The following is a 13772-nucleotide window of genomic DNA, read 5'->3' as shown; positions in this document are numbered from 1 at the left end:
CTAGCCCGCCAGCCGCAGGCGGAAGCGGAACTGCAGCGTGCCCTCGCACCACATGGGGAAGTTGGTGCCCCATTTGTTGTTGTGCAGGTTGATCCGCACGCCGCCGGAGAAATCCGGCAGGCCGGGGGCGAAGGGCATGAAGGGCGAGAGCGCGGGGGCCGCCAGCGGCGCGTCGGGCGACCGGAGGTCGAGAACGCCGCCGCCCGCCAGCCGGCCGCGGATGCCGGACACGGCCTGCAGCTGTCCGCCGCCCTTCGGGGCGATCCGGTCGGCCGGCTGCCACAGCCCCATCTTGCGGAAATCCCAGCCCTCGACACCGGCCGGGGTGAAGCCCCAGAAGCTCGCCTCCGGCATCCGGTTCGCCGGCTTGTCGCGCAGCACCAGGACGAGGTCGAGGCTGCCCTCGTTCTCGGCCCCGGCCGCCGCGATCCGAAGCTCCACCTGCCGCGGCGCGCCGAACACCGCATGCGCCTCTTCCGGCAGGTCCAGCAGCAGCGTCGCCCCCGACCCGTCCTGCGCCAGCCCGGTGAGGCGCGGCCGCCAGACGGCGGAGCGCGCGGTCCGCGCCCGCTCCAGCCCCGGCTTGCCGTGGTCGAGCAGCGCCCATTCGAGCCGCTGGGTCAGGTAGCCCTGCATATGCGCGGCGACATCGGCCGCGTCGTAGCTCTCATAGCCATAGGCGATCAAGGTGCCGCCGATCCCCTCCAGCATCCGGCCGTCCGGAGCGGTCAGCGCGGTCACGTCGCCGGTCGCGCCTTCGACGCTCAGCCGCCAGTCGCCGGCCCGGGCCTCGATGACGCCGCTGCTTGCCGGCGGATCCGCATCGACAGGGTCGCCCGGCCGCAGCTCGGCCAGAGCCTGCTCCGCCGCGGACCGGTCCGCCGGGGACAGAGCCTCCAGCGCGGCGTCGAGGTATCCGCGCTGCTCGGCCCAGGAGCTCTCGGCGAAGCGGAAGCGCGGGTCGCGCCGCCGCGCCGCCTCGAAATCCGGCCGGTCCCAGGCATCCTCGTCGCGCAGGAAGGTCTTCACGTCGACGCCGCAGGTGTGCTCGGCGACCATCGCCAGGCGCCGGCCGAAGGCCAAGCGGCGATCGTCCAGCCCCTCCACGGCGAAGCGATCATAAACCCGCTGCAGCGCCAGGAAGCGGGCGGTCTTCTCCGGGTCGCTGGCGCTGCCGTGGATCCAGCTGTCGCCGATCTCGCGGTCGACCACCGGGAAGCGCGCGCGCTGCGGCCAGACCGCGGCGGCGAAATCGTCCAGGGTCGAGGCCCGGATCGCGGCGCCGGGATTCGCCGCCCGCAGCTCGCGGTGGCATTCCGCCGCCGCGGAGATGCCCTGCGGCCCGACATTGTCCGAGGTGTGGGCGAAGCTCAGCCCCTGGTCCATTCCCTCGGGGAAGAAGGTGGCGCCGTAGCTGCTCTGATAGGCCACCAGCACCTCCTCGCCCGACGGCGCGCGCCAGCGGAACAGCGGCGGCACCTGCGGCAGGGTCGAGGCCGTGTTGACGCCGATATGCAGGAAGCGGATGCCGGCCTCGGCCAGGATCGGCACGATGCCCAGCGGATGGCCCGGCACGTCGGTCATCTTGGCGGCGATGGTGCTGGTGCCGAAGCGGCGGTCCAGCGCCTGCGCGTAGGACAGGCCGGCGCGGAACAGCGCCGGCGACATCAGTTCGGTGTGGGTGGTGAAGGGCAGGCCGTGCCAGCGGATCAGCCCGCGCTCGATCGCCCGCTCCAGCCGCCGCACCTGGTCGCGCGGCTGGGTCTCGAGATGGTCCCAGATCAGCCAGGCCCCGGTGGTCCAGACGAACATGCGCTGCGCCGGGTCTTCGGCGAAGAAATGCTCGCCGGTGTCGATCGCACGCGGGATGAACACCTCGTGGTATTCCCGCCGCACCGTCTCGGCCAGCTGGGTGAAGCCGATGTCGAGATGCGTCTTGAAGACGAGGTGGATCGTCCGGCCGGTCATCGGGTGGTCCTTCTGGCGCGTCTAACCCACAGTGCTGCGGACGACCAGCTTGGTGCGGATCGTCTCGACCAGCGGCGGGGCGGCGCGGTTCTGCAGGCGCTGCAGGATCAGCCGCACCAGCGCGGCCACCCGCTCCTCGACATCGATCTTGATGGTCGTGAGGTCGTAGCTGCGCCAGGCGGCCTGGTCGATGTCGTCGAAGCCGACGACGCTGACCTCCTCCGGCACCCGCCGCCCCAGGGCGTGGCGCAGCGCGTCGAGCGCCCCGAACGCGCTGACGTCGTTGGCGGCGAACACCGCCTCGGCGCCCGGCCCGCCGCGGAACAGCTCGATGGTCGCGTCATGGCCGCGCTGATAGCTGAAATCGCCCTCCACCACCGCGGCCGGCGGCAGGCCGCGCGCCGCCAGCACCTGCTGCAGCGTGCGCAGCCGTGCCGTGTTGGCCTGGGCCCTCGGGTTGCCGGCCAGATAGGCGAAGCGCCGTCTGCCGAAACCGGATAGCAGCGCTACCGCCTGCTCGATGCCGTCGCGCTGCAGCACGCGCAGGCAGTCGAAGCGGTGCATCGCCGATTCCGGCCGGGGCCCCGGATCGGTCGCCTCGTTCGGGTAGTCGACATAGACCGGCACCGCCTGGTCGAAGGCGCGGTGCAGCTGGTCGGGCGGCACGTTCTCGGTGAACACCACCACGCTGTCCGGGTTGTAGGCCCGCATATAGGACAGAAGCTTCGGGTCCAGGCTGCGGTCGATCCGGGTCTTGAACAGCAAGGTGGCGAAGCCGCGGTCCTGCAGCGCCGTGGTCAGTGCGTCGATCTCGAGGCTTTCCCAGGGGCTGCAGACATGCGGCACGATCACGCCGACCAGATGCGACCGCTGCGTCGCCAGCGCCCGGCCGGCCATGTTGGGGACGTAGTTCATCTCCTCGGCGATGCGCAGCACCAGCGCGCGCTTGTCGGCCCTGAGCGGCGCCTTCGGGTTGAACGCCCGGGACACCGCGGCGCGCGAGACCTTCGCCCGGCCCGCCACGATCTCGGCGATGGATTGCCCCTTCCGGCTCCCGTCCGCGCTTCCCACCAGTGCCTCGACTGAAATCGCTTTCATCCACACTGGCCAGACGACGTTGGGCTGTCAAGCGTAGTCACGTGGGATTTTGGCGGATTTGCTCGAATTTTAACGATCTCAAGCGAACCGCAGAACACAGAGCGATCGCGATTGACGGAAAACTGAAAGCGTGTTCACTTCTCATCGAAGCCGCATCCCGCCTGAAGGATGCGCCGCCATGGGAGGACGCAGCGCATGACCGCACATCGCCTGGGGATTCTCGCCGCCGGCCTGATCGCGACCCTGAGCTGGGGCGCGCCGGCACAAGCCGCCGACCTGTCGATCGTCTGCCGCTGCGTCGAGGGCGGCGTGAACACCGAGCTGGCGACCTGGATCAAGACCTGGGTCATCCCTGAATTCGCCAAAAGCCCGGCCGGTGCCGGCCACACCGTGACGCTGAAGAGCTTCGGCGGCACCGACGAGCAGCTGACGCAGCAGCTGGCGCTCGACTTCTCCACCGGCGCCGGGGCCGACGTCTCCAGCTTCGACGGCTTCCTGATCCCCAGTTTCGTCGAGGGCGGCCTGCTGAAGCCGCTCGACGAGATCGCCGGGGCGGAGGTCAACGACTGGGAGGGCTGGTCGCACATCTCGGCCGGCGCCCAGGCGCTGATGTCCTATCAGGGCAAGCGCTATGGCCTGGCCGAAGGCACCGATGTCCGCGTCATCTACTATCGCCGCGACGTCTTCGCGAAGGCCGGGCTGAAGGCCGAGGGCTGGCAGCCGGCCAGCTGGGACGAGCTGCTGGCCGTCGCCCGCGCCCTGAAGAAGGCCGATCCGGACAGCTTCCCGTTGCAGATCAACGCCGGGGTCTCGATGGGCGAGGCCACCACCATGCAGGGCTGGTATCCCCTGCTGCTCGGCGCCGGCGAGGCGCTGCAGGACAAGGACGGCAAGTGGATCACCAGCAGCCCGGCGATCCTGGCGGCGCTGAAGCTGTACAAGACCATCTATGTCGACGAGAAGCTGGGCGACCAGCGGGCCCAGCTGCTGGCCGACGGGCGCAACCGCAGCTTCGCCAATTTCCGCGACGGCCGCACCGCCATGCTGGTCGAGGGCGACTGGTTCTACCGCTCGGTCACCGCGCCGGGCAGCGAGTTCGCCGTCGCCGACCGGGACCGCACCATGGGCTGGGCCAAGATCCCGGCCGAGGCCGCCGGCCGTGGGCTGGACGGCCGCGACTTCGTCACCATCTCCGGCGGCACCGGCTTCGTGCTGAACCCGAACACGCAGAACCCGAAGGACGCCTGGGCGCTGCTGGCCTTCATGAACAGCCAGAAGGCGCTGACCGCCTATCAGGGCTTCGAGGAGCGGATCCGCATCCGCGACGACGTGCCGGTGCCGAACTCCGCCTTCCTGCAGGACACCGCCAAGGCGCTGATGCCGATCACCACGGCCCGGCCGAACGACCCGAACTACGACAAGGTCTCGGCCGAGCTGCAGCGCATGACCGAGGCCGTGGTCTCCGGCACCGCCACGCCGGAGGAGGCGATGGCCCGCTACGGCGCCGCCGTGAAGAAGATCGTCGGCGAGGCCAACACCGTCAGCAAGGGCTGAGGATGGGGCAGGGACGGATCGGCATCGTAGGTTGGGTTCGCGTGCGCGAACCCAACATCCATCCGGCCGAACCCACGTCAATGTTGGGTTCGCATCCGCGAACCCAACCTACGTCTGCGCTCCCCCCTCCCGCGAGGGGAGAATAATGGACAACCGCCCCACCCTCCTCACCGCCCGCACCGGGGCCGCCTTCATGGTGCCGGCCGGGGTGCTGGTCGGGCTGTTCGTCGTCGTGCCGTTCTTCTGGATCATCGCGGTCAGCTTCACCAACCGCACCCTTTTGGGCCGCACCGCGCTGCACCCGGATTTCGTCGGGCTGCAGAACTACACCTCGCTGTTCGACGGCGGCGCCTTCTTCGCCCCGGGCGAGTTCGGCGCCTCGCTGATCCTGACCGTCCAGTTCGTGCTGCTCTCGGCCCTGATCGGCCAGGCGCTGCTGGGCCTGCTGCTGGCCTGGCTGCTGCAGACCGTTCCGCCGGCGCTGAAGGCGGCGGTGCAGGCGGCGGTGGTGGCGGCCTGGATCCTGCCGGAGGTGGTGATCGGCTTCGCCTGGTTCGCCTATCTCGACCGCGACGCCGGCACGCTGAACGGCATCCTCGGCGCGCTCGGCCTGCCCCGGCCGGACTGGCTCCTGGAGATGCCGTTCCTGGCCATCGTCGTGTTCAACACCTGGCGCGGCACCGCCTTCTCGATGATGCTGTTCTCCTCGGCGCTGCAATCGATCCCGCCGAGCTATTTCGAGACCGCGAGCGTCGTCGGCGCCTCGTCCTGGCAGAAGCTGCGCGACATCGCCCTGCCGCTGATCCGCGGCCATGTCGTGACCGACCTGATCCTGGTGACGATGTGGACCTTCAACGTGTTCACGCCGTTCCTCCTGACCGGCGGCGGCCCGTCCTTCCGCACCGAGATCCTGTCGATCTACACCTACCAGCTGGCCTTCAAGCATTTCGAGTTCGGCCGCGGCGCCGCGGTCGGCGTCGTCATCATGCTGATCAACCTGGCCTTCGCGCTGGCCTATCTCGGCCTGGCGCGGCGCCGCAAGGCCGCGGCGGAGCATTGAGATGCCGCTGCGCCCCGTCCTCCTGCGCATCCTGTTCGCCGGCCTGGCGGCGCTGATCGGCCTGGTCTTCGCCCTGCCGCTGCTGTGGTTCGTGCTGGCGCCGTTCAATGCGCGGGCCGAGTTGGGGCTGGCGGTACCCGACCCGTTCACCCTCGGCAACTTCGCCAAGGCGTTCGAGAACGGCTTCGCCATGCGGGCGCTGCTGAACAGCCTGATCCAGAGCGTCGGCGGCGTCGCCCTGGTCACCGCGGCGGCGACGCTGGCGGCCTATGCCATGTCGCGGGCGCCGGTGCCGGGCAAGGGCGCCATCACCTATCTGCTGCTCCTGTTCTCCTCGGTCGTCTCCGGCTCCGCCGCCATGGTGCCGATCTTCCTGATCGTCAGCACCATCGGCCTGGTCGACACCCATATCGCGGTGATCCTGGTCTTCGCCGGCGGCCTCTTGCCGACCGCGATGTTCATCCTGCGCGACTTCATCGACGGGTTGCCACGGACCTATGAGGAATCGGCGCTGGTCGCCGGCGCTTCGCCTTTGCGCGCCTTCTTCGACGTCGCCCTGCCGGTGATCCGCCCCGGCGTCGTGGTCGTCGCCGTCTGGGCCTTCGTGCAGATCTGGGGCAGCTTCCTGATCCCCTTCGTCCTGCTGCGCAGCGAATCCCGGATGCCGGCGGCGCTGGCGATCTACTCCTACTATTCCGAGGCCGGGACGCCGGTGGTCACCCTGCTCTCCGCCTATGCCGTGGTCTATTCGGCGCCGGTGGTGGCGCTCTACCTCTTCGTCAGCTGGAAGTTCGGGTTCCGGTTCTTCGGCGGCATCAAATCGTGAGCGAGGTCCGATGGCTTCGGTAACGCTGGAGAAGGTCCGGAAAGCTTTCGGCGACCTGACGGTGGTGCGCGACATCGACCTCGACATCGGCGACGGCGACTTCGTCTGCCTGCTCGGGCCGTCCGGCTGCGGCAAGACCACGACGCTGCGCATGGTGGCGGGGCTGGAGCAGCCGACCGGCGGGCGCATCCTGATCGGCGGCGCCGACGTCACCCGCAAGCCGCCGAGGGACCGCAACTTGTCGATGGTGTTCCAGGACTATGCGCTGTACCCGCACATGTCGCTGGGCCAGAACATCGGCTATCCGCTGAAGGTCCGCGGCGCGCCCGTCGAGGCGCGGCGCGGCCGGACGCAGGAGGTGGCCGACATCCTGCAGATCGGCCATCTGCTCGACCGGCTGCCGTCGCAGATCTCCGGCGGCCAGCAGCAGCGCGCCTCGCTGGCCCGCGCCCTGGTGCACCCGTCGCAGGTCTATCTGTTCGACGAGCCGCTCTCGAACCTCGACGCCAAGCTGCGGCTGGAGGCGCGGGCCTTCCTGAACCATCTGCAGCGCGACATCGGCATGACCGCGGTCTACGTCACCCACGACCAGGCCGAGGCCATGGCGCTGGCCACGCGGGTGGCGGTGATGGAGGCCGGCGAGGTGGTGCAGTACGCCCCGCCGCTCGAGGTCTATCGCCGCCCGGCCACCACCTTCGTCGCCGGCTTCGTCGGCAACCCGCCGATGAACCTGGTGCCGGTCGAGGCCGCGCGGCACGACGGCGCGGCGGTGCTGGCGGCCGACGGGCTGCAGGCCCCGCCCCTGCCTCTGTGGGATGCCCTGGGCCGCGCGATCGACCGCGGCGGAAGGCTGACGCTCGGCATCCGGCCGGAGCATCTGCGCGTCGCCGGGGACGACTGGAACCTCTCCGGCGAGCTCTTCGCCAATGAGGGAATGGGGCCGGAAAGCCTGGTGACGCTGCTGCTGCCGGGCGACCGGCGGGTCACCGCCCGGATTTTTGGGGACGATCCGCTGAGCCTCGGCCGCATGGTCCGGCTCGGCTTCCGGGCCGAGGACGCGGTTTTCTTCGACGCCGAGGGGCGCCGCATCCCGGGTTCGCGGGAGGAGCCGTGACACCCGCCCAGGCGCTGACCGTCCGGGTGACGGCCACGGAAGGCCCCTACCGCCCGGTCCAGGTCGAGATCGCGCCCGGTACCACGCGCATCGACGTGGAGATGGCCTATGCCAAGGCCGGCGACTGCATCATCGATCTGGGCCTGATGGACCCGCACGCCACGGCCTTTCCCAGCCCGGCCGGCTTCCGCGGCTGGAGCGGCGGCGCCCGCGACGCGGTCTTCGTCGCCACCGACGACGCCACCCCCGGCTACGTGCCGGGGCCGATCCCGGCCGGAACCTGGACCATCCTGCTCGGCCTGTACCGCGTGCCGCCCGGCGGCGCCGAGGTGACGCTGACCGTCCGGCTCGACGACGCGCCGCGCCTCGAATGGATGCCCGAGCCGGCGGCCGAGGTGCGCCAACCGGCGCCCGGCTGGTACCGCGGCGACCTGCACTGCCACACCCATCACAGCGATGCCCGCGGCGGGCCGGAGCTGCTGCACGAGGCGGCACGGCGGGCGGGTCTGCGCTTCCTGGCCGTGACCGACCACAACACCATCACCCAGCGCCGCTACTTCGCCCCGCGCAGCACCCCGGACCTGGTCTTCATCCGCGGCGAGGAGATCACCACCGCCGAGGGCCACGCCAATGTCTTCGGTGCCGAGGACTGGATCGACTTCCGCATGACCGCACCGGCCGATGCGCACCGGCTGGCGGAGGCGGTGCGACGCGCCGGCGGCCTGCTGTCGATCAACCACGACAAGCCGCCGATCCCCTGGCGTCACGAGCTGCCGGCGGTGGACTGCATGGAGGCGTGGCAGTCGCACTGGTTCGCCGGCAACTGGATCTCGCTGGCCCGCTACGACGCGCGGTTGCGGGAAGGCCGCCGCATCTCCCTGATCGGCGGCAGCGACTGGCACCAGCCGGCGGCGCCGGCGCCGCCCGGGCCGCTCGGTCTCGGCCGGCCGGCCACGGCGCTGTGGCTGCCGGAGCTGTCGGAGAGGGCGGTGCTGCGGGCGCTGCGCGCCGGCCGCGGCTATGTCACCGAGGGGCCGGACGGGCCCCATCTCGCCGTCACCGCCGGTGGCGTGCCGATGGGCGGCACCCGCCTCGGCGGCACCGTCTGGACGGTCGAGGCGGAGGTATGCGGCGCGGCCGGCGATCGGCTGGTCTGGGTCGATGCCGGCGGCGTGGTCGCCGAGCAGGAGATCCCGGCGGAGGAGTGGGTCGGCCGGCTGACCCTGCCCTCACCCGACCGCTTCCTGCGCGCCGAGATCGTCGCCGCCGCCAGCCGCCCGCGGCTCGAGGCCGAGTTCCTGCAGGCGCTGGAGGGCCGCGGCCTGCCGGCCGGCATGACCCGCGAGGACATCGCGGCCCAGCCCCTGTGCCGGGCGCTCAGCAACCCGATCCATGTCGGGTGAGACGGCCGATAGCCGCGACCGGAGACATTTCAAGCGATTGCCCTAGACCGCCAAGTTACCGCAATTGACATGAACGTACCAGTTAGTACATTTTCCGGAAAAGGCACACCGGCGCAGGCGAAGAGACATGAATCGTCCAAGACACACCCAGCGTCCGTGCGGAAGCGAGACGTCCGGACGGTTCGGCCTGGGGCCTTGCCGGTGACCCATATCCGTCCCACCACCCTGCGCGTCGGGCTGATCGGCGCCGGCATCCAGGCGTCCCGGACCCCGGCCATGCACATGTGCGAAGGCGCAGCGCAGAAGCTGGGCTACGCGTACGAGCTGATCGATCTCGAGGTGCTCGGCCGCGGCGTCGAGGCCCTGCCCGAGCTGATCGAGACGGCGGAGCGGCTCGGCTTCGCCGGGCTCAACATCACCCATCCCTGCAAACAGGCGGTGATTCCGCTGCTGCACGCGCTGTCCGACGACGCGCGGGCGCTGGGCGCCGTCAACACGGTGGTGTTCGAGGGGGGCCGGCGGATCGGTCACAACACCGACTGGTGGGGCTTCGCCGAGAGCTTCCGGCGCGGCCTGCCGGATGTGCGCAAGGACCGCGCGGTCCAGCTCGGCGCCGGCGGCGCGGGCGCCGCCGTGGCCCATGCGGCCCTGACCCTCGGGATCGGCGAGCTCGCGATCTTCGATGTCGACCAGGCCCGGGCGGAGGCGACGGCGGCCAGCCTGTCCGCCCGGTTCGGCGCGGGACGCGCGGTGGCCGGCACCGACCTTCTTGCCGCCATGGATGCGGCGGACGGGCTGATCCACGCCACCCCGACCGGGATGGCGAAGCATCCCGGCCTGCCCCTGCCGGCCGAGCTGCTGGCGCCCCGGCACTGGGTCGCCGAGATCGTCTATTTCCCGCTCGAGACCGAGTTGCTGCGCGTCGCCCGGGCCCGTGGCTGCCGCACCCTCGACGGCGGCGGCATGGCGGTGTTCCAGGCGGTCGAGGCGTTCCGGCTGTTCACCGGCATCACGCCGGACGCCGACCGGATGACCCGGCACTTCGCCTCGCTCGGGCCGGGGTAGCGGCCCCCGCGGGCGGCGACAGTTCCACCGCTTCCGCCCCGCCTTGCAGCAGGCGGATGACGGCGTCGCCGATCATCCGCCGGTGCTTGTCCCGCAGCCCCGGCTCCGACAGGTCGCGGCGGAAGATGGTGCCGAAGGTGTGGCGGTTGGAGACGCGGAAGAAGCAGAAGGCGCTGATCAGCATATGCAGGTCGACCGGGTCGATCCCGGCCCGGAACACGTCCGCCTTCCGCCCGCGCTCCAGGATCGCGGCGATGGTCTGGATGATGCCGAGATTGGTGCTGCGGATCGAGGTGGTGTGCGGCAGATGCTCGGCCCGGTGGATGTTCTCGATGCTGACCAGGCGGATGAAGTCGGGATGCGCCTCGTCATAGTCGAAGGTGAACTCGACCAGCCGCCGCATCGCCTCCTCCGGCGGCAGGTCCTCCAGATGCAGCTCGGCCTCGGCGCTGCGGATGTCGGCATAGGCCTTCTCCAGCACCGCGTGGTACAGCCCCTCCTTGCCGCCGAAATAGTAGTAGATCATGCGCTTGGAGGTGCGGGTGCGCTCCGCGATCGCGTCGACGCGCGCGCCGCTCAGCCCATGGGTCGCGAACTCCTCGGTCGCGACCTCGAGAATATCCTCCTTGGTGCGCTCGGGGTCGTTCTTGCGGGCGGTCTTCCGCTCCGCGGCGCCCGACTTGATCCTGCCCGCCATGTCCCTGGCCCGCTCCCCGCACCGACGCCGCCGATCGGCGGAACTCTACTTCTCCGGAACTTCGCGGCCGCGAACAAGCGCTTTCGCGCCGCGGCCGCGTCCCCTTCTACACCAGCGCCAGCACCCGGCTCGGCCCCCCGGTCCCGCCCTTCACCTTGGGGCCGCCGAGGACGAGATGGGCGCCCTTGGCCGGCAGCCCGTCGAGATTGGCCAGGCATTCGACGCCCCAGCGCCCGCTCGGCAGCCAGGAGTAATGCACCGGGAAGCGGCCGGTCTCGATGCCGAGGTCGAGCGACAGCGTGTCGACGCCGATGCCCTTGACGTTGCGCTCGGTCATCAGCAGATGCGCCGTCTCGCCGTGGAAGCCGGGCGTGTGGTTCCTGCCGGCCTCGTCCCGCCCGGCGAAGCGCGGCGTGTGCAGCAGCCGGTGCCAGCCGGAGTTCATGACCACGCAGCAGCCCTCGGGCAGCGGGCCGTTCGCGGCCTCCCAGCGCTTGATGTCGTCCGGCGTCACCGCGCTGTCCGGGTCGTCCTGCGCCCGCTGCGAGATGTCGATCACCGCCAGCGGCACCACCAGGTCGGCTACCGGGATCTCGTCGACGCTGCGCCCGTCCGCCGAGAAGTGCAGCGGCGCGTCCATATGCGTGCCGGTGTGCTCCATCAGCGTCCAGCGGTTGATGTTCAGCCTGTCCTTCGCGTAGCGGAACACCGGCTCCATGGCGAACCATTTCGAGCCGTCGAAGGTCGGGAAGCCCTCGAACAGCGGATGGGTCAGGTCCTGCACATCGGTGAAGGACCGCGCGGCCGGCGCTGCGGCGGCGCCGGCAACTGGGACAGCCGACGCTGCGGCCATGGCGATGCCGCCCTTCAGCACGCCGCGGCGGGTCACATGGCGGCAGATCGTCTCCAGACAGCCCGGTGGGCACATGACGCTCCCCTCTCCCTCGGCCGCGTTCTCGAGGAGGCGGCTCCGCCGGCGTCGACGACCGCATTTCCCCGCCCGCCGGCTTGGACGGGGAACACGCATCCGACGGCCGATCCTTGCCGGATCTCGCCGGGCGCTTGACTATACGTACCAGTTCGTACATTTCTGAGGAAGAAGAATTCAAGACCGGCGAAGCCGCGGCCGGCGGCCACCACAGGGAGAGCCCGATGCGTCTAGCCGTCGAAGCCTATTTCGCGCTGCTGAAGGTCCTGATCGCCCTGCTCCTCGCCGGGATGGTGGTGCTGGTCTTCGGCAACGTCGTGCTGCGCTACGCTTTCAACCAGGGGCTGACCGCGTCGGAGGAGTTGTCGCGGCTGTTCTTCGTCTGGCTGATCTTCCTCGGCGCCGTCGTGGCCCTGCGCGAGCGCGGCCATCTCGGCATCGATACGCTGCTGCGCCGCCTGCCCCGGCCGGCGGCCAAGGCCTGCCTCGCCGTGTCCGGCGCGCTGGGGCTGCTGGCGATCTGGCTGCTGCTCAAGGGCAGCGTGGAGCAGGCGATGATCAACCTCGACGTCGCCTCGCCGGCGGTGGGCTTTCCGATGGCGCTGCTGTACGGCGCCGGCATCGCCTTCGCCGTGCCGGCCGCGCTGATCATCCTGGCCGACCTCGCCCGCCTGCTGCTCGGCCGGGCCGGGCCCGAGGAGCTGATCCTGGTCCGCGACTCCGAGGAGCTCGCCGCCCTCGATGCCCCGCGCGCGGCGCGGAAGGGCTGAGCCGTGGTCGTCGCCGTCTTCCTGTCGTCGCTGCTCGGCACCATGGCGATCGGCATGCCGATCGCCTTCGCCCTGATCCTCAGCGGCGTCGCGCTGATGATCCATCTCGGCCTGTTCGATTCCCAGATCGTCGCCCAGAACGTCATCAACGGCGCCGACAGCTTCCCGCTGATGGCCGTGCCCTTCTTCCTGCTGGCCGGCGAGGTGATGAATGCCGGCGGCCTGTCGCGCCGCATCGTCGACCTGGCCATGGCGCTGGTCGGCCATATCCGCGGCGGGCTCGGCTTCGTCGTCATCCTCGCCGCCTGCCTGATCGCCAGCCTGTCCGGTTCGGCCGTGGCCGACGCCGCGGCGCTCGGCGCCCTCTTGATGCCGATGATGCTGAAATCCGGCCACAGCGCCGGCCGGTCGGGCGGGCTGATCGCCTCGGCCGCGATCATCGGGCCGATCATCCCGCCCAGCATCGGCTTCGTGCTGTTCGGGGTCATCGGCGGCGTCTCGATCACCAAGCTGTTCCTGGCCGGCATCGCGCCCGGCCTGATGATCGCGCTGGCCCTCTGCATCGCCTGGCTGGTGGTGGTCCGGCGCGAGGACATCCGGCTGCCGCCGCGCCGCACCGGGCGCGAGCGCCTCCGCGCCTTCGCCGACAGCCTGTGGGCGCTGTTCCTGCCGGTGATCATCATCGTCGGGCTGAAATTCGGCGTGTTCACGCCGACCGAGGCCGGCGTCGTCGCCGCGGTCTATTCCCTGTTCGTGGCCATGGTGGTCTATCGCGAGCTGGGCCCCGGCCAGGTCTTCGACGTGCTCGTCTCGGCCGCCAAGACCACCAGCGTGGTGATGTTCCTGGTGGCCGCCGCCGGCGTCTCCGCCTGGCTGATCACGGTCGCCGACCTGCCGGGCCAGCTCGCCGCCATGCTCGATCCTCTCATGGACAGCCCGATGCTGCTGATGGCGGCGATCATGCTGCTGGTCGTCGCCGTCGGCACCGCCATGGACATGACCCCGACCATCCTGATCCTGACGCCGGTCCTGATGCCGGTGATCAAGCAGGCGGGCATCGACCCGGTCTATTTCGGCGTGCTGTTCATCATCAACAATTCGATCGGCCTGATCACCCCGCCGGTCGGCACCGTGCTGAACGTCATCTGCGGCGTGTCGAAGCTGACCATGGAGGACCTGATGAAGGGCGTCTGGCCCTTCCTCCTGGCCCAGCTGGCGGTGCTGGTCCTGCTGATCCTGTTCCCGGAGCTGGTGATGGTTCCGGCTCAATGGCTGGCCCGATGACCGCG

12 protein-coding genes are annotated in these 13772 nt (G+C 70.4%); 8 read left to right on the top strand and 4 right to left on the bottom strand.

Annotated elements, in window-relative coordinates:
* Positions 1–1968 carry a DUF5054 domain-containing protein gene (locus tag ACFW16_RS08030; RefSeq protein WP_380303609.1) on the bottom strand — a complete coding sequence of 656 codons (1968 nt, stop codon included), beginning with the start codon at positions 1966–1968 and terminating at the stop codon, positions 1–3.
* A 21-nt stretch (positions 1969–1989) separates the two neighbouring features.
* Positions 1990–3039 (bottom strand): LacI family DNA-binding transcriptional regulator, encoded by a 1050-nt coding sequence (locus ACFW16_RS08025; protein ID WP_380303607.1) that lies wholly within the window; start codon positions 3037–3039, stop codon positions 1990–1992.
* A gap of 222 nt (positions 3040–3261) precedes the next feature.
* Here ACFW16_RS08025 and ACFW16_RS08020 point away from each other — a divergent pair, with 222 nt between their 5' ends.
* The 6 genes from ACFW16_RS08020 (at position 3262) to ACFW16_RS07995 (ending at position 10088) form a co-directional block, all read left to right on the top strand.
* A complete protein-coding gene (locus ACFW16_RS08020) occupies positions 3262–4620 on the top strand; it encodes an extracellular solute-binding protein (RefSeq protein WP_380303605.1) in 1359 nt (452 codons plus the stop codon).
* 145 nt (positions 4621–4765) lie between these two features.
* Positions 4766–5680 (top strand): carbohydrate ABC transporter permease, encoded by a 915-nt coding sequence (locus ACFW16_RS08015; RefSeq protein ID WP_380303603.1) that lies wholly within the window; start codon positions 4766–4768, stop codon positions 5678–5680.
* 1 nt (position 5681) lies between these two features.
* The gene (locus tag ACFW16_RS08010) at positions 5682–6506 is read left to right on the top strand and encodes a carbohydrate ABC transporter permease (protein ID WP_380303601.1); all 825 of its coding nucleotides are present in this window, start codon (positions 5682–5684) and stop codon (positions 6504–6506) included.
* 10 nt (positions 6507–6516) lie between these two features.
* Positions 6517–7620 carry an ABC transporter ATP-binding protein gene (locus ACFW16_RS08005; protein ID WP_380303599.1) on the top strand — a complete coding sequence of 368 codons (1104 nt, stop codon included), beginning with the start codon at positions 6517–6519 and terminating at the stop codon, positions 7618–7620.
* Positions 7617–9023 (top strand): CehA/McbA family metallohydrolase, encoded by a 1407-nt coding sequence (locus ACFW16_RS08000; protein WP_380303597.1) that lies wholly within the window; start codon positions 7617–7619, stop codon positions 9021–9023. Before ACFW16_RS08005 ends, ACFW16_RS08000 begins: the two co-directional genes overlap by 4 nt.
* 201 nt (positions 9024–9224) lie before the next feature.
* The gene (locus tag ACFW16_RS07995; RefSeq protein ID WP_380303595.1) at positions 9225–10088 is read left to right on the top strand and encodes a shikimate dehydrogenase; all 864 of its coding nucleotides are present in this window, start codon (positions 9225–9227) and stop codon (positions 10086–10088) included.
* Here ACFW16_RS07995 and ACFW16_RS07990 read toward each other — a convergent pair.
* Positions 10033–10785, bottom strand: a complete 753-nt coding sequence (locus tag ACFW16_RS07990; protein WP_380303593.1) for a TetR/AcrR family transcriptional regulator — start codon at positions 10783–10785, stop codon at positions 10033–10035. The two genes, ACFW16_RS07995 and ACFW16_RS07990, sit on opposite strands and share 56 nt — an antisense overlap.
* Positions 10786–10891: 106 nt before the next feature.
* Positions 10892–11713, bottom strand: coding sequence for a cyclase family protein (locus ACFW16_RS07985; RefSeq protein ID WP_380303591.1), 822 nt, complete (start codon positions 11711–11713; stop codon positions 10892–10894).
* 224 nt (positions 11714–11937) lie between these two features.
* On the opposite strand from ACFW16_RS07985, the gene ACFW16_RS07980 reads away from it, so the two are divergent.
* Together ACFW16_RS07980 and ACFW16_RS07975 are read left to right on the top strand one after the other, a co-directional pair.
* Positions 11938–12483 (top strand): TRAP transporter small permease, encoded by a 546-nt coding sequence (locus ACFW16_RS07980; RefSeq protein ID WP_380303589.1) that lies wholly within the window; start codon positions 11938–11940, stop codon positions 12481–12483.
* A gap of 3 nt (positions 12484–12486) precedes the next feature.
* A complete protein-coding gene (locus tag ACFW16_RS07975) occupies positions 12487–13767 on the top strand; it encodes a TRAP transporter large permease subunit (protein ID WP_380303587.1) in 1281 nt (426 codons plus the stop codon).
* Positions 13768–13772: the final 5 nt, after the last annotated feature.

This window comes from Inquilinus sp. NPDC058860 (assembly GCF_042743185.1).
GTDB lineage: Bacteria > Pseudomonadota > Alphaproteobacteria > DSM-16000 > Inquilinaceae > Inquilinus.
The sequence above is the reverse complement of the archived record's forward strand: the minus strand, read 5'-3'. Positions and strand labels throughout refer to the sequence as shown.